The sequence below is a fragment of the Gimesia sp. genome, from assembly GCF_048260065.1.
GTDB lineage: Bacteria > Planctomycetota > Planctomycetia > Planctomycetales > Planctomycetaceae > Gimesia.
On the sequence record NZ_JBLXHC010000004.1, the window covers coordinates 60997 to 77500 of the forward strand.

Sequence of the window (16504 nt, forward strand, 5' to 3'; positions counted from 1 at the left end):
GTTTTTGAATACGAAAAGTGATACAGGTATCAGAATGAAACCGGAACTTCTTTCACCCGCGGGAACCCGAAAAGCCATGCAATACGCGTATGCATTTGGAGCAGACGCCGTTTATGCAGGTCAGCCCCGTTACAGTCTGCGTGTCCGGGAAAACGAATTCAACAAACTGGAAGTGATGGCTGAAGCAGTCGAAGAAGCACATCGACTCGGCAAAAAATTCTATATCGCCAGCAACATCGCTCCCCATAATCTGAAGGTACGAAGCTACCTGAAGAATATGGAACCGGTGATTGATATGAAGCCCGATGCGCTGATCATGTCCGATCCGGGTCTGATTATGATGGTACGGGAGCGCTGGCCTGATGTTCCCATCCACCTGTCGGTCCAGGCGAATGCCGTCAATTATGCAACTGTCAAGTTCTGGCAGAAGTTTGGTCTGACCCGCATTATTCTTTCGCGCGAACTGTCGATCAAAGAAGTGGCTGAGATCCAGGAAGAGTGTCCGGATATGGAACTGGAAGTCTTCGTACACGGTGCACTCTGTATTGCCTATTCCGGTCGGTGTCTGTTATCGGGGTATATGAATCACCGCGATTCCAATCAGGGGAACTGCACCAACGCCTGCCGCTGGGATTACAAAGTGAATGAAGCCGTGCAGACCATGGAAGGGGATATCGTGTTGAAGAATCCTCCTCCGCCACAAATACCACAACTGCCGATTATCGACCAGGTCTTTCTGCTGGAAGAACCGCAGCGACCCGGCGAATACATGCCCGCGTATGAGGACGAGCATGGCACTTACATTATGAACTCGAAGGACCTCCGTGCCGTCCAGCATGTGAAAACATTCACCGATATGGGAATCAGCTCATTGAAGATCGAAGGTCGGACCAAGTCCTTCTTTTATGCCGCCCGGACGGCCCAGGTTTATCGTAAGGCCATTGATGACGCTGCTGCGGGAGTCGAGTTCAATGAGAGTCTGCTGGAAATGCTCGACAGCCTCTCCAATCGTGGTTATACCGAAGGCTTCTTCCAGCGGCATGCTTCTGAAAGCATGCAGAACTATGAGCATGGCCGTTCGGTGGCGAATAAACAGCAGTTTGTCGGCGATATCATCGACCGCGATGAAGATGGCATCATCGTGGATGTCAAAAACAAGTTCGGTCTTAACGACGAACTGGAACTGATGACACCGACCGGGAACACAGTCTTCAATCTCAATGCGTTGCTGAGTCAGAAATCTGATTCGATCGACGTCGCTCCGGGAAGTGGTCACGTTGTGAAAATTCCCTACGCCGAAAATCAACTGGGAGACCGGGCTGATCAACTGACAGCGCATGATTACCAGTATGCACTGCTGATGAAGTCCGTCAAAACACCGGCTGAACCTTCACTGGCTTGAAGCGTCTATTTGGGCTGATTGGTTTGAGTTCCAGGTGCCGGGATCACTGGTTGAGCAGCGATGGTGAGCTCGTTCTTGACGGTTCTCACTCCAGGTTCCAGCATCGCCATAAATTCGACCAGTTTTTTTGCTCCCGCTGATTCAACTTCGCCTCGTAAAGTGACACTGTGATCGGGATTCAGCTGGAATTCGACATTCCGTAACTGTTCGTGTCGTTCTTTGATCCGCGTGAAGGAATCTCCCATTGATGTCTGTACGTTACTCAGTGGGAGAGGGGCAGCGGAAAACGCGACGCGTAATTGAGGTCGGAATTCGGGAACCTTGGGGCCTGTCTGTCCCGTGTTCGTCAGATTCTGCCTGCTTCCTGAACCACCGGTTGTGGCTCTGTTGAAGTTCCGGCTCTGTCCGTTATTTACGCCTGTGGCACCTTGCGTGTTTGTGCGGCCGATAAAATTATTCTGTGTATCATCAGATCGCCCGATAAACCCACTCTGCGGGTTGAGGTTCTGAAAATTCCCCATGGTCGAGAGGCCGGACTGAGCATTGCCAGCGCCACCTGCCTGGTTTCCGGAGTTCAGATTGCCGATGGTGGTCCCTGTACTTCCGCCTCCCTGAGAGTTGCTGTTGGACAGAGTTTGTACCTGTGCCTGACCGATAATGGGGAACACAAAAACCATGCATGCATAAAGCATGGCCGAGCAGGTACTTTTGAAGGTCAGACGTATCATAAGTTTATCCGGTATGAGATGACTTTGGGGCAATCTTCTTCCCCTCAATTATAACATCGTCCACTTACCCGCAAAGAAAATAATCTGATTTCCGGTTATTGTTCGGCACCGTTCAATCGAAACTGTTGATATCGGACAGGCTGCACGGAAGAAGACTGCTGGCTGGTCGTCTGGTAACTTGCCTGTGTGGCCCGATTCTGCTGGTTGAGTAATTCACCCAACTGTTGTTCCAGACGGCGGATGCGCTCATCGCGTTCATCTTCCACTGGAGCCGGGGCCTCTGCCTTAACCTGCTGAATTTCGCTGTTTTCTTCCAGTGCCCGTTTCAGTTGTCTGAGTTTGTTCTGCGGAGAAATTTCGAGTCGTTTACCACTTTCGCGACGTGCCAGGGTATCGACTTCAATTTCCGAGTCAGTTTGTTCGCCGGCGGTCTTTTGTGCGTTTTGTACAACGGATTCCTCTTTTGATTCTGGAGTATTTCCATCCAGTTTTACCGATATCATGCGTGAGTAAATTTCAGGGGCATCCTTCTGAACCAGTTTCACTCGCAGGGCACATTCTACCTGGTCTCTGCCTTTTCGGACGTAAGGAATAAAGACCTGATAAGCTGGCCCCAATGTTGATTCCACCGCATGGACCTGCCAGGCTCCTGAATCAAACTTATATTGATGAATCGGTTTATTCGGAGCAACCAGATTTCCCTGTTCATCATAGAGGTCAACATAGACTTCTCCCTTCACATAAACCGGGGACGTGTTGTTGTGCTGGAAGAACAACAGCTGGCCTGCAAAACCACGAGTCGGTTTACCATCCACGCCTTTGCCTTCGGACGCTTCCCAGAGCGCTACGATTTCAATGGCAGGTTTTTTGGCCGTTGCATATTTATGGTCCGATTTCCAGTTCCAGTGTGAAAGTGCGAGTGTCGTACATCCTGTGAGGGAAGTCGAGGCACATAACATCAACAGCACGAAAATTCTGACAGGCACAATCCGGTGATTCATCTCTCAGTCTCGCCCCCAATAGGGAAATTTCGGTTGTATCAATGGTTTCTTCTTTGTCTTTTTCGCTGGTTCCTGATGGCTCATCTGTTGAATCATGCCACCTGGCTGTTGGTTATTGATCACCTCAGGATTCAGATTTTCCTGGGGCATCACGGTTGTTGGAATCGGTTCCAGCAGACCTTCTCCTTCAGGAATGAATTCTGGTTCTCCCGGAGGTACTGCGAAGATCGGGCCATGCATCTGTTCTGCTTTTTCAACCTGCAGGTGAATGCGTTCCGATTCAACCTGTTTGATAAATTCGGAGTCAGCATCGTTGCGAATGATACGAGGCGTCAGGAACACGAGCAGTTCTTTACGACGTGTTGAGGTATAGTCATAGCGGAACGGAATTCCCAGCAGGGGGATGTCGCCCAGCCAGGGGACTTTACGTTCGATCGTCGTATCTGATTCGGTAATCATACCACCCAGAACAACTGTCTGTCCGTTGGGAACGCTGACGGTTGTCTGTACCTGTGTAATATTTTTGATTGGTGATTCCACGACGTTCCCTGTAGTCGCATCGGTGAAGATGGGAACGCTTGAGCCGTTAAAGTCACTCTTCTCAGCCTGAGTCTCCATCACAATGTTTCCATCAGGACTGATGCGGGGAGTCACGGTCAAAATAATCCCTGCTTCCGACTGTTGGATTACCGGGTTGGCCGAACCGACGGCCGTCACCGAAACTCCATTGACAACCGGGACGATCTGCCCGACCTGGATCTGGGCGGTGACATTGTCCACCGTACGAATCTGCGGACGACTTAAGACGTGCACATTTCGCTTGGCAGCCAGGGCACGGATCAGAATACTGACTGATTCGGAACTGGCGGACAAAACCAGACCGCCAAATCCCAGATCGCTGTTTCCTCTTTGCAGTGAAAAGTTACTGAGAGCCTGCCCCGCAGTGTTACCGGTGTTTTGTGAATTGTTTGTTCCCAGAGGATTGATGCTGTTAAACAGGAAGCCTGGCGTCGCTTCCTGAGAAACGATGGTCTGGTTCGTCTGTGTCACATTACTTGATCCGGTAACCGTCTGTTGAATGGTCAATACATTATCGATAATACTGCGGTTGAAGAGCAGGGAATCCTGCAGTCCGAGTTCCACTCCGAATTCATCGTCGTTATCCAGCTCCACTTCCACAATCAATGCCTGGATAATCACCTGAGGTGCTTCCTTATCCAGCTGTTTCACGAGGTTGGAGATCTGTTCGAAATAACGGGGGGTGGCACTGATGATCAGGTTGTTGTTGATCGCTTCAGGAACCACGATGACTTCACGTTCCAGGAGTTCGAAACTGCTGATCAGATCCGGGTCCTGTGCGATGAGTGCACGCTGCGTATCGAGGAATTCATTGATGGCCACCGAAACATCGGCAACCGGTGTGTTTTTCAATTGAATTACGGTTGTTTCTCGTTTGCGGCTGTCGGCTCCATCCAGCTTCAAGAGAATTGCTTCGACGATCTGCAGGGCATCAGCGCCCCCCTGTGCCACCACAGAGTTCGTGCGACGATCAACCGAAAACTTTAATGGAATCAGATTACTGTTTGCGTCATTCACGCCGGCAATCTGAATTCCCAGATCGGTCTGCTGATTTTCTGAGGAAAAGGTCGCCTGCAGCAGAGTGACCATTGATTCGGCATCTGCATTTTTCAGTGTGAATACTTTAAGTTCAGCCACAGATGCAACGCGAGCATCAAACTGATTGATCAACGCGCCAATCATCTCCAGGCTGTCTTTAGGTGCAGTGACCACCAATGTGTTTGCACGAGGATCAGGAATCACGCGAATGTCTGCCAGTAAACCTGAGCGGAGAACGCGACTTTGAGCACCTTCCTGGGACAGATATTCCAGGACGACAGAACGGGCTTCCTGTAACTGCTGTGCGGCTTCACCACCGGCACCGCCGATGTTGGTTCCCAGGCCGGCTGTCTGAGCGGCAGCAGGGTTCAGAACGCTTTGCAGCGTGGCGTTCAGCGTTTCTGCCAGATCAGCAGCGATGGCATTTTTTAAAGGAAAAATTTTCACACGACTGACAGCCTGGGACTGATCCAGATCAATTTTTTGGATCAGGGCAGCAACTTCCTGCATATCGCGGGGCTGGGCCTGTACGATAATTGAGTTGGTGCGAATATTGGGAGACACAAGGATACGAGTCCCCAGTCCGCCCCGTTCGTTATAGAACTCGCGAATGGTTGTTGCGACCTGGCTGGCACTGGCGCTCTTGAGCTGGAAGACCCCAAACTCAGTCGAAGGATTGACCGGTTGGTCCAGCTCTTCTGCCAGTTTGAGAATTGATGGCATATCTGTATCCGGCGCCAGAATCAGCAGTGCATTCGGTTTCACCAGGGGAATGATTTTAATTTTCTGGATCTGTCCCTGAATAGCCCGCAACTTGACCAGGTCTTCATAAACGCCGTTCAGTAACTCAGCGAGTGCGGTCGAATTCACATGTCGCAAATTTAACAAATGAATATCGGGACGCGTGCCTTCGCTGAGTTTTTCCAGCTCTTTGATGATTTTCATCAAGGCATTCACGTCTTCATCTTTACCCCGCAGGATCAGCACACCCAGATCCGGGACGGATTCGATATTGACGTTTCCACTCAGATCCTGCAGCAGTTCCGGCAGAGAACGCTGATTCCCACCTTCAGCTGGTTTATCAGCTGGTTGCGGCTGCTGTGGATTTTGTGCAGCCTCCGGTTGTTCTTGCTGAAATGCAATCTGATCTACGCGCTGTCTCAGCTGATTGATCTGCTGATCACGCGGTGAAACAAAATTGTCTGAATACGTTTTGACGGGCAAGCGTTGTGGTGCTGCTGAAGCAGCTGTCGCGGCATTCGTCTGCTGGTGTAATTTCTGTGCGACCTGACCAATCTGCGGAGATCCGGTGACCAGTTGAATCGATTGTGAAAAACCTTTGGCAGCCTGATCCAGTCTGAAGGCAGTCGTTTTCAATGCCTGTGCTTTGGCCGGTGCCGCTTCAAATATCAACTCGTTATTCTCTTTATCAATACCGACGCGAAAATCGATTTGAGTATTGATGATTTGCAATGGTTCCTGAGTCTGTTCATCGATCAGGCTGGCTTCCTGGCTTTTAAAGACGACCAGTCCGGGAAATCCATTGGGACCTTCACCCTGTAATTCAGCCCGCGACTCAAAGGCATGGTAGAACTGTCGGAGAATTTCCGTACTGTTCAAGGTCCGAGGACGGACCGTAAACGTTACGACCTGAGGCGTTACTTCTTTCTGCTGAATTTTGCGTGCACTCTTTTCGAATCTGGCGGGAACATCCTGCTGTGCGACAGGTGGTTGAATGTGTTCTGTCTGCTCCAGATGCTCGACCTGGCGAATGCCATTTTCTTCAGGCTGTTTTCCTTCGGGGGTCAGATCTGCCGACTGAATTGTGGGACGAATGTATTTGGCTTTTGCTTCCCGCAGATCAAGGACAATCAGAAAACTGTCTTTTTGCAGTAACCGAAATCCCTTGGGTTCAAGTTCCCGGTTTAATATCTGAAATGCTTCACTCAAGGTATGAGGTCGTTTATCGATTCGAGAGAAGAATCCTTTCGGAACGACATCCATGACCAGGGTCAATTCACTCTGTTCTGCGAGTCGTTTTAATACTTGTGCCCAGGTTGCCTGGACATGGTTCAGGGAGATATCAGCAACGTCGCTTGATTTACGAGCCTGTTTTTCAATCGCTTCGACCTGTTGCTTTGAACCAACGACGGCTGTGCCTGCCTCTCTGGTTTGTGTTTCGGCCGGTTTGCGAAGACGGTTCCAGAAACCAAATTTGCCTTCGGCATGTGCAGACATGGACGGACCACTCAAGACGAGCGCCGCCAGGAGACATCGTAGATGCCTGGAAAATTTTCTGGTAAATCGTTTGTAAGACAACACCGTTTCACCCCGTGTTTATCAGGATTTGATTTCAGGATTGAGAGTCAAGAAGTGTGGACGCATCTCTGGTGAGATCGACTCCGACAGAATCCCTACAATCGTTAATATCGGTAAAGTTTGACATTGTTGTTGAACAAAGGTTGCAGAAAACAAAAGAAATATGGACTTTTCTGACAATCTCAGTTTGTTGTAAGTGCTTAAAATAAAGTGAGATGCGCATATTGAAGCTTGCTCGTACTCTTGAGTGAGTCGAACTAAATGTGGATATAGGCAGGTCGCGTGAGACTGGGTTGGGTAAATGGATTGGGGGACAGGTGATTTAGAAGTGTTGAGACTTCACCTGTTTGAAAAGGGAATGAGAGGTACTAATTTAACACGGGAAGAGAGGTCAGGTTTCGCAGAGATCTGAAATTTTCTCCCAATGAGAGCATCCAGGGTTTACCATCAATTTCCAGGATCAGATGCTGGTCTGTAATCGACTTTACGACACCATGAATGTCGGCGACATCGAGTGTGTCTCCTTCTTGAACTTCCCGTTTCTGGTTGGTCGCCCGATTTCTGATCCAGGCAATCTTTTTACCGTCGATTTCGATGCTGCCTGTTAAAAATGTAAAAAATGCATCATCCAGTGAGACTTGCACATTAATCTGCTTCGAAGCGGTGACGGGGGGAATTCCAGAGTCGGATACGGTTACCGTAATTGGATACTCTTTTAAATCTGTTGATGCAGAGGGAGTCCAGGTCAATTCTCCTGTCTCAGGATGAATTCGAACTCCTTCGGGAGCGCCAGCTGCGAGACCAAATCGCAGTCTCTGTGCCGGAAGGTCTGTGTCGGATGCTTTGACGAAGAGAGAGAGTGGCTGTGTCTGATATGCAACAGCGGAAGCAACCGCTTCAATCTTTGGCGGAGTATTCTGTTCCATAAATTCGAGTTGAAAGCTGCGCTCGACTTTTTGTCCTTCCTGAACGACCGTGACGGTGATCGGGAAAATCCCCGGTTTTTGTTCTTTCTCAGGTGACCACTTTATTTTGTCAGCTTCTGCGACCAGGCCGGGAAGATCCGATTTGACGTTGATTTGAGGATTCGCCAGAGCCGGATTGACGCCTTCCAGCGGAATCGTCAGGTTCAGTACATTACCCCGAACAACGGTCTGTTTTCCAATTTCTTTTAAATCCAGTTGATAGACTTTATCAGGAACCGGTTTTGCAAACGGGTTGGACTGAGCAATCAAGCGGTAATCGTATAAGGCCTGTAGATACTGGGGTGCCTGGTTGACAGTGGCGCCTTTCGCATGTGCTGCCGGCTTCGTATCCAGCACGCCCCGCTGGACCCTCCATTCGGTGGGACCACTTTTAGTGACGTTCAGCAGTTCGTTGTCGATTTGAATCAGAAACGTCTGATCAACGGGAAATTGAGTTGTACTGAGCACCTTGAGCAGTTCGGCGTCCTGTGTCAGAGGTTGCTGCAGGCGTGAGCTGCCTTCACTGAATTGATTTAACGGTGCCAGTTCGAGGGGCGTCCCCGGTTCATAACGCGCGGGAACGGTCATGTTCGCGCCGCGGCTGACCGTCCAGGTGTCCCCTTCGATTTTTTCGACGGTGAGGTATTCCTGATCCAGGCGGATTCGAAACGGAGTCTGACCCGGGAAATCGAGTCCGTCCTGAACTTTCATTTTCGTGGCATCAAAATTCAATGTTGCTGCCAGTTTTCCGCGGGGGAACAGCAGTTCGCGCGGTCGGGCTTTGGTCAGAGCGAGCCCTTCTGCTGTCAGTTTGACTTCGAGAGGGTCAGACTGACGCGTGCCGGTGCTGTCCAGTTCCAGGCTGATGATATTCTGCTGCAGATCGGTCTGGTAGAAATGGAGCAGAAACTGACATAACTGGGCGTAAGTGGCAGATCCTTCCAGTGATGCCTGAATTGCGATATACGTTTTTCCTTCCCGGATTCGTCGGCCGGGAGAAAGTTTGAGGTTGGTAAAACCGGAGAGTTCCGCCAGATCATTGAGCCATTCCAGGTAAAGCCTTTGTGCATCGTGTTCGTCGGGGGGCAGACTGTTATCCACCCAGGCACCCAGTTGTTTGGCGGAGCGAAGCAGTTGCAGTTCTTTCTGTTCGCGCTGATCGATCTGCTGATTCAAAGCCTTTAACTGATTCTGACGCGATTCCACAGGTTCAATGAACGTACTGTTGATCAGAGGCATTCCCAGCCAGATCAAAATGACGGCACCAAAGGCTGCGGCTAATATTTTTTCACGTTTTTGCATTGTCTCAACATTCAACTCAAAAAAGTGGATGAAACAGGTTTGTTCCAGACCTGATCAATTCCCGTTCTGCTTCACTGGTACTGCGGGCTGTGCTGCTTCAGCTCGCGGAGGAAGTTTTTCTGCATCAATTTCAAAAGGAACCGGATATTCAGAATCATAAGTTTTGTTTGTACTGCGTTTTGGTTGTACTCGAAAATTATTTTTGGACAACTGCTGATTGAGATCCCGGGCATCCAGATCATCTTTCGCATTGCCAATTGCCCGCAGGCGACTGATCGAAGTCTGGCTCGCTGAGCGGTTAACATCGAGTTCGTTCAGATAGATGCGATCGGTACCTGGTAGTATGGTTTCCAGTTCCTGCAGCACTTTCAATGATTTGGAATTTGAGTTTTCCCACTTCTGAATCAAGGCGACAGATTCTAATGTCGGCTGTCCCCGTTTGAGCAGTTCATCAAGGTCACGTTGTATCTTTTGCCGCTCGGCAATTTGTTCATCAAGATCCGATACACTCTGATGGGTCATGTACAGCGCCGTTAATAGAATCAGTACTGCTCCAGCGACCCCCAGTCCAATCTGCAGTTTGCGACGATCCGGCTTTTGATCGGCTTTGTGGGGATGTAGAAAATCGACGGTTTCCAGACGCTTCTGCTGAAGTGAATACAGGATACCCAGTGGGCCGGCCAGCACACCGGGGGAGGTCAGTTCTTCTGAGGGCTCATGTGAGAACTGTTCCTGTTGCAGTGGGTCGATGATTTCGACGTCACACTGCTGTCGTTCCTGTAATACTGCAGCACATTGCGGTCGACCGCCAATCAGTAAGATCTGACTGATCTTTTCACCGCCGAGTTGTGAACTGCGCGAGAGGAGAAACCGGTTGATTTCTGTCTGGATGGTCTGATCAACCACTGCGGGGTCTGAGGAACCCATTGCCGTTGAGCTGGTAAATAATATTTGTCGCTGATGGATCAGAGTGATTTCCAGGTTGGTATCAACCTGATTGACAATCAGTGTCGGCGCTTCGATAACAGCAGGTCTGATGTGGGTGATCCAGACCGCGGTGTTGATCGAACTGATTCCCGTGGCTGCGGTTTCCAGACCCATCGATTGAAATGTTTTGAGTACCTGGTCGTGCGTCTGTTTTGCGATACTGGCCACCAGAACTTCACGCGTTGCTTTTCCTTCGCGGGGTGGTAACAGCAGATAGTCCAGCAACAGTTGATTCAACGGAACGGAAGAACGGGTGGCAGTCTGCAGTTGAACAATTTCCGGAACTTCTTCGAGCGGAACTTCGGGGATTTCCAGCAAGCGTATCGTTGTATCGTGGCGGGGGAATGAGATCAGAATCTGTTTTGCTGTCAGTTTCAGGCGGTTGAATTCATTTTTCAACCAGCTGCCTGCAGAGACCGGATCTTTCTCCGGATGCAACTGTTCGGGCCAGTTGATCTGAAACGTACGTTTCACGGAGACTCCGGAAACACCGAGGTGACCTTCCACGCCGGTGAGCCCTGTTTTTTCCCAGTTGATTGCCAGATAATCTGCCATGATCTGTTTCTCAAAAAACGTCAGTGATGGATATATCAATTATAGGTTCTGATTCGGGTTAGTGCCGAAGTTATTCTTCCTGCGACAATCCCTGCAGGGTAGAAACGGGGTAGCCGCTACCCAGGTTGCTGAGATCACGAATCGCCGTGATGCGTGGCGGGATAAACGTGCCATCAATCACGGCTTCCATACGTGTCAGCGGGCCTCCCTGACCGAAATAGCCCAGGGACTGCACGCGAAAGACGTCTCCGCCACTACAGATATAAGGAGCCAGTAACCGTATCTGTTCTATTGTCGTAAGCCCTTCAATCACAAGCCATCCTGTTGTCTGGCGTGCCTGACTGATTTCTGTAGAAGGGGCTCCGTTTGTAGCAGTCATCTGGGAATTAACGATCGCATTTGCCAGGTCTTCTTCCATACCGGGAATGCCCAGCAATGTTTCCAGGCGTGCTTCATCAATCTGGATACGCCCTTCAATGTACTGGTTTTTTGATGTCGTCAGCAGGTCATGCAGGACGGGTAAATCCGTAGTCATGGCTGCGGGGTCAGCCAGCCAGGGACTGGAAAGCGTGGTTTTCGTGCCATCGATTTCGGTTTCGACTTCAGAACCAATCAGATCGAAGAGTGAATTAATGGTAAAGGCGCCACCGGGGGTGAGATCCATGCCGCCCCGTGTGACAGAGGCGCCATCTTCGGCAAACATCGCTTTGGCAATACCGTTGGCCAGCTCATTCAGGGCCTGTTTCTCACTCATGCTGCCACCTACGGTTGTGCCTGACAAACCAGTAGACAGATCACCTTCTGTAACAACGGGACCACTTAACCGGTAAGCAACGATGAACCGGGCTTCATCGGGGCCGAGTTCTGTTTCAAGCGCATCATAAAGCTCAGTGAGCATGGTCTGATTGACGTTGATCTTTTGAGAACCATCGGGTCGGATATTAATTTCGCGACTGTGAACGGTAAAGTACTCGCACCAGCCTGCATTGAGAACACCATCGGCATTATCATTGGGTAAAGTCGCATCGCCGTCATTCTCGTTGAAATCCAGGATCCCGTTGCGGTTGGTATCTTCCCCGTAAAGCAGTTCCGGAGTAACGCCTCGTACCAGCAGCAGTTCATCCAGCGATTCGAGAGGTCCATTTTTTGTGAAATAGGGAGTCTCTAATGTTTCGTAGTAATCGGTTTCTGCACCATAGGAGCGGGTTTCGTCATCATCGTCGATCCAGTCGAGTATCGCTGCTGCGATGTCTTCGGTCATATTGGGAATATACATCAGGCGATTGACGGCATCCCCTTCTTCTTCCTCTTCTTCACTGGCGAGGATATTCAGATTCAGCTTACCTGATTCGTTGGTCAAGCCGAAGCGAATTGTTTTCGAAGCAGCATCTTTTGTGACGGGCGCGACAATACTGAAATAACCGCTGGCACGCGGCGCATCAGAAGGGAGTAAATTGATGTTCTGAAACTGGTCCGGATTATGATAGGAGTTCCAGCCATCAATGTCTGAGCGGTCTCCTACGTAAGCGGCGGCAAGTTCAATTCCGGAGAGTGCCAGCTCTCGTGACTGGATGGATCGACCATAAATATTTGTCGCTTCCACTTCGACGATCATTAATTCTGAAAATGTGTAAGCACCCAGCGTGAGCATGACGACCACGACCAGCACCACGAGCAGCGTACTGCCGGTCCGTAAGTTCCGCCCGTTTTTCTGTACTGAAAAACCAGCGTTCTGAACGTGTTGTGAGGGATACGATTTCATACAGTCGTCAATAAATTAAAAAGTCGTGGTCGTGGTGTCCTGGGTTGTGGCCTGCAACGTTGATGGTAAAGCCAGCGGGAGGGCAATCACCATACTGAATTTATTCTCGTAACCATTGATTTTATCGTTGGCGATTTTTTCGAGACCTTCAATATTTTCATTTTGAAAGCCGATCGTCACTCTGATTGCCTGGGGAACGGTTCCGTATTCGATGCTGTCCCAGACTTCCAGCCAGTCTGCACCATCAAAATATTGAAACTGCAGGCTGGTAATTTCCGCTGCCAGCAGTTGTGTCTGTTGTGCCAGTACCTGGACGTCAGCAGAATTATCGGCCATGCTCATCGCCAGTCGATCACCTTCAAGTCGGGCAAGACCCTGCGTGCTCTGTCCGGTGGTGGCAGTGCTGCGGTATTGATCTCCGACGGCCCCCTGCAAGCCTTCACCACCAGCGACCGCCAGAAAATAAGAGATCGAGAGCAGATCGCTCTGCATTGCGGAGGAGCTGCCTGAACTGGAGACGAGCAGTGGCTGTCTGCCGGGACGACTGGTGTGCAAAACCAGCGATTGTGCATCACCGAATACACCGATGTTGCTTGCGGTGTAAGCATCATCCGGATTCGTCACCTCGATGACAGTTTCTTCAGTCTCTGTATCGGTAGAGTCCGAGGTGGAATCCTCTTCTTCCGCTGTATTCTGCATGTAGGTAACAGAATGTAAGTCCTGTGAAATCTTCTGGAAAACAGCGCGGGCGATCTGTGCCCGCTCGACCTGCTGCTGACCAATTGTGGTATATTTCCAGTAGAGGTCGAGAGCAGAATAGATGGCAGCCAGCAGCAGACTTGTCAGGCCGATGGCCAGTATGACTTCCAGCATCGTAAAGCCGGAAGCACGAGTGAATTTTCTGTTCTGGCGGACAGTATTGATTCTCATAACTGTTCCTCCAGTGTGGTATCGGTCGTAGTCTCTACGGTGTTGGCGGCATCAAGCAGCATGGCGGGATCGCGTACCTGGCGAATCAGCTGATAACTGGTGGAGACCGTTTCCGAGTCGCCGATATATTGTACGAGGACGGTCAGTCTCAGCATGTTGTCGTAGTCACCCGGTTCGACATTCAGACTCCATTTCCAGTATTCATTGTCGTCGTCGAACGCAGCCATCGCCACCGATTCCATCGGCCGGGCACCCGCGAGAACCTCTGCCAGGATGGACTGACATCGGAAAATCGCCTGTGTTTTTAGCTGTGTCTGTACGGCGGCCCGGGAGCCGATCCCAATCAACTGGCTGAGAGCAGTAAGCGCCCCCAGAAAGATGGAGAGCGAAATCAGAACTTCCAGCAGGGTCAAACCTGCACGGGATGAGATGCGTTTCTCATTGATCTGCCGGTGAACAATCATTGCGATTTCTCCTGCTTGTAAGAAATCGTCGTGTTACCAGTCAGTCCGCGAACTTCGATGCTCGCTACTTTTTGCTCTTTTTTCAGAATGTCATGTTGCAGACTGAGAGCCGCGGTGCCATCGGGATAGAAGGTGATGGGGAATGAGCTTTCCACCCAGCGTAAATCTTTTGCATTGGGAAGGCCGGACAGCCATTCCAGCGGGATGATCGGTTCGGTAACGGTAGCAGAGACCGTTTTGCTGAATTGAAATTCTTCAGGCAGTTCGCGGACAAGAAATGCATCGCTGGTACCAGTGGTAGCTGGACTGCTGTCTTCGGTATTGATGCCCAGCAATCCCTGGTCAACCGGAACGACCAGATACTGATTTCCGCCCAGTTCCAGATAAACGTGATAATTCACGCCGTGCTCAATCGCGCGGATACGGGCGGCTGCGAAAGCGGAATTGACGTCCTGCATACTTTGACGCAGGCGGTTACTGGAACTGATTCGCAAGACAGCCGGCCAGACCACGGAAACGAGCACCAGCAGCAATGCCAGTACCAGCAGCATTTCGAACAGCGTAAAGGCCGCTCGACGCTGATGCGCGTTTCTGAATGGGTGTGGCTGTTTTGTCATGCGCTACATCCTCTGAACTCATCTGCTGCAGTCCTTTGGCAAAGACAGATTATTCGTTCAGATCCCAGTTGTTGACGTCATCGCCTGAACCGTTTTCATCCTGTTGATTCGGACCGGAGGACCAGATGGCCGGCTTGGTGGACTTGGCTTTGTTGTTGGGGTATTCATAGTGAAAGACCTGTCCCCAGGCATCGAGGGGAATCGATTCGATGAACGGTTCGGCTGTCTGGCCATCAGTGCTGACAGGCTGCATCAACAGTTCCAACTGTTCAGCGCCCCCTTGCGGGTATTCGCCGTTGTTCTCGGCGGCATATAGTTTGAAGGCCTGTTCCAGGTTATGAATACTGGCCCGGGTGGCCTTGATATTGGCTTTTTTCTGGCTGCCCAGCAGGTTGGGGACCACCATGGCTGCGATCACGAGAATGATTCCCAGTACGATCAGCATTTCCAGCAGGGTAAAGCCGCGACGTTGTTGTTTGGTTTGTGATTTGATTCGATACATGTCTCCATCCTTTTCGCTTTATACATTTCCAGAAGGAATGATTCTGGGTTCTACCCGTGTGAAGATAAAACCAATTCGTTGTGACTCTCTTTATTATAGTAAACCGGAGCTTTGAAAGACCGGTAAAAGCAACGCTAACATCACAAAAACCACAACTGCAGCCATCAGCAGGAGCATTAACGGCTCCAGCATGCGAACGAACATGTCGAGCTTGCGGTTGGTCTGCCGTTCCATATTGTCGGCAATATCGATTAACACCTGTTCGAGGTTATTGGCTTCTTCCCCGACGGCAATCATCTCGACGACTTCTTCGGGGAACTGACCACTCGATGCAAAAGGGTGTGCGATCGATTTTCCAGCCGAGATACTTTCTGCGGCTTCTCCGATGGCATTACTGATGACTTTATTGCCGGCGGCATCTTTGGCGATTCGGAGTGACTGCAGGATGGGGACACCATTAGCAAGCAGTGTTCCCAGAATGCGGCAGAAACGGGCAATTGCCAGACTGCGAACAACATCACCGAGTCCATAGGCATTCAGGCGGAACTGATCGAATTTGTAGCGACCTTCTGTGGTTTCGATATATTTATAAACCGCGACGAACACCATTCCGATCGTGAAAAATATAATAAACCAGTAAGATTGCATAAATGCGCTGAAACCCAGCAGGGTTGTCGTGGCCCAGGGGAGTTCGCCCCGCTCGGACATTCTCGCAAAAATCGGTTCGAATTTCGGTACGAAGTAAACCAGGAGAAAACTGACGATGACCGTGCCGAATGTGGTGAGAAAGGCCGGGTAGATCATCGCACCCACCACGCGGTTCTTCAGTTCTTCCTGGTGATCGGTGAAACTGGCAATGCGTTTGAGTACGTCTTCCAGAAAACTTCCCTCTTCTCCTGCGCGGACCATGCTGACCGCGAGTTCGGAAAAGACCTTCGGATGCTGTCCCATCGCCACAGCTAACCGGGTTCCGTCGGCAACTTCTGCCCGGACTTCTTCCAGCACCTGTTTGAGTGAAGGGTTGGTGGACTGTTTATTTAACAGTTCCAGCGAACGGAGCAGGGGGACACCCGATTTGAGCAGATCCGCCAGCTGGGTATAAAAGATAGACAGATAACGGGCGCGAACACGGCGTCCGGAGTGTTTCAACTGTGCTTTTGCCTGGTCTGCCAGATCGACTTTCACCGGAAACAGACTGCGCGCTGCCAGCGAATTCAAGGCATCCTGCTGGTTGGACGCCGACAGAATTCCCGTGACCTGGCGGCCCGTTGCTTCGCGTGCGATGTATTGAAAATCCGGCATGGTTCTGACTCTGGTAGCGTTTACGGTTTAAAACTTGATTCCTGGGTTGAT

General features: G+C 50.5%; 12 protein-coding genes. 1 reads left to right on the forward strand and 11 read right to left on the reverse strand.

Annotation, left to right across the window (positions count from 1 at the left end):
• Positions 1–34 precede the first annotated feature (34 nt).
• Positions 35–1402 carry a tRNA 5-hydroxyuridine modification protein YegQ gene (gene yegQ / locus ACN0YN_RS08640; RefSeq protein WP_417384599.1) on the forward strand — a complete coding sequence of 456 codons (1368 nt, stop codon included), beginning with the start codon at positions 35–37 and terminating at the stop codon, positions 1400–1402.
• A 5-nt stretch (positions 1403–1407) separates the two neighbouring features.
• On the opposite strand, the gene ACN0YN_RS08645 is transcribed toward yegQ, so the two are convergent.
• The 11 genes from ACN0YN_RS08645 to ACN0YN_RS08695 all read right to left on the reverse strand — a co-directional run bounded on the left by ACN0YN_RS08645 (position 1408) and on the right by ACN0YN_RS08695 (position 16453).
• Positions 1408–2130, reverse strand: a complete 723-nt coding sequence (locus ACN0YN_RS08645) for a hypothetical protein (protein ID WP_417384600.1) — start codon at positions 2128–2130, stop codon at positions 1408–1410.
• Positions 2131–2225: 95 nt separating this feature from the next.
• Complete coding sequence (locus ACN0YN_RS08650; protein WP_417384601.1) at positions 2226–3131, reverse strand: hypothetical protein; 906 nt, start codon at positions 3129–3131, stop codon at positions 2226–2228.
• A gap of 3 nt (positions 3132–3134) precedes the next feature.
• On the reverse strand, positions 3135–6986 hold the full coding sequence (locus tag ACN0YN_RS08655) for a secretin N-terminal domain-containing protein (RefSeq protein WP_417384602.1): 3852 nt from the start codon (positions 6984–6986) through the stop codon (positions 3135–3137).
• Between the two features lie 449 nt (positions 6987–7435).
• Entirely contained in the window at positions 7436–9334 is a 1899-nt protein-coding gene (locus ACN0YN_RS08660) for a cadherin repeat domain-containing protein (protein ID WP_417384603.1), read from the reverse strand.
• Positions 9335–9388: 54 nt separating this feature from the next.
• Complete coding sequence (locus tag ACN0YN_RS08665) at positions 9389–10876, reverse strand: hypothetical protein (RefSeq protein ID WP_417384604.1); 1488 nt, start codon at positions 10874–10876, stop codon at positions 9389–9391.
• A 70-nt stretch (positions 10877–10946) separates the two neighbouring features.
• Positions 10947–12638, reverse strand: a complete 1692-nt coding sequence (locus tag ACN0YN_RS08670) for a general secretion pathway protein GspK (protein ID WP_417384605.1) — start codon at positions 12636–12638, stop codon at positions 10947–10949.
• A 15-nt stretch (positions 12639–12653) separates the two neighbouring features.
• Positions 12654–13568, reverse strand: coding sequence for a hypothetical protein (locus ACN0YN_RS08675; protein WP_417384606.1), 915 nt, complete (start codon positions 13566–13568; stop codon positions 12654–12656).
• Positions 13565–14032: a type IV pilus modification PilV family protein gene (locus ACN0YN_RS08680; protein WP_417384607.1), complete on the reverse strand. Its 468-nt coding sequence runs from the start codon at positions 14030–14032 to the stop codon at positions 13565–13567. The genes ACN0YN_RS08675 and ACN0YN_RS08680 overlap by 4 nt, the downstream gene beginning before the upstream one ends.
• Positions 14029–14649: a prepilin-type N-terminal cleavage/methylation domain-containing protein gene (locus tag ACN0YN_RS08685; RefSeq protein ID WP_417384608.1), complete on the reverse strand. Its 621-nt coding sequence runs from the start codon at positions 14647–14649 to the stop codon at positions 14029–14031. The genes ACN0YN_RS08680 and ACN0YN_RS08685 overlap by 4 nt, the downstream gene beginning before the upstream one ends.
• A 49-nt stretch (positions 14650–14698) precedes the next feature.
• Entirely contained in the window at positions 14699–15151 is a 453-nt protein-coding gene (locus tag ACN0YN_RS08690; RefSeq protein ID WP_417384609.1) for a type II secretion system protein GspG, read from the reverse strand.
• Between the two features lie 93 nt (positions 15152–15244).
• Positions 15245–16453, reverse strand: a complete 1209-nt coding sequence (locus ACN0YN_RS08695) for a type II secretion system F family protein (RefSeq protein ID WP_417384610.1) — start codon at positions 16451–16453, stop codon at positions 15245–15247.
• Between the last annotated feature and the right edge of the window lie 51 nt (positions 16454–16504).

Coding starts and splice junctions, on each gene's coding strand:
- yegQ (WP_417384599.1), top strand. CDS start 35: ATGAAACCGGAACTTCTTTCACCCGCGGGAACCCGAAAAGCCATGCAA.
- ACN0YN_RS08645 (WP_417384600.1), bottom strand. CDS start 2,130: ATGATACGTCTGACCTTCAAAAGTACCTGCTCGGCCATGCTTTATGCA.
- ACN0YN_RS08650 (WP_417384601.1), bottom strand. CDS start 3,131: ATGAATCACCGGATTGTGCCTGTCAGAATTTTCGTGCTGTTGATGTTA.
- ACN0YN_RS08655 (WP_417384602.1), bottom strand. CDS start 6,986: ATGTCTGCACATGCCGAAGGCAAATTTGGTTTCTGGAACCGTCTTCGC.
- ACN0YN_RS08660 (WP_417384603.1), bottom strand. CDS start 9,334: ATGCAAAAACGTGAAAAAATATTAGCCGCAGCCTTTGGTGCCGTCATT.
- ACN0YN_RS08665 (WP_417384604.1), bottom strand. CDS start 10,876: ATGGCAGATTATCTGGCAATCAACTGGGAAAAAACAGGGCTCACCGGC.
- ACN0YN_RS08670 (WP_417384605.1), bottom strand. CDS start 12,638: ATGAAATCGTATCCCTCACAACACGTTCAGAACGCTGGTTTTTCAGTA.
- ACN0YN_RS08675 (WP_417384606.1), bottom strand. CDS start 13,568: ATGAGAATCAATACTGTCCGCCAGAACAGAAAATTCACTCGTGCTTCC.
- ACN0YN_RS08680 (WP_417384607.1), bottom strand. CDS start 14,032: ATGATTGTTCACCGGCAGATCAATGAGAAACGCATCTCATCCCGTGCA.
- ACN0YN_RS08685 (WP_417384608.1), bottom strand. CDS start 14,649: ATGACAAAACAGCCACACCCATTCAGAAACGCGCATCAGCGTCGAGCG.
- ACN0YN_RS08690 (WP_417384609.1), bottom strand. CDS start 15,151: ATGTATCGAATCAAATCACAAACCAAACAACAACGTCGCGGCTTTACC.
- ACN0YN_RS08695 (WP_417384610.1), bottom strand. CDS start 16,453: ATGCCGGATTTTCAATACATCGCACGCGAAGCAACGGGCCGCCAGGTC.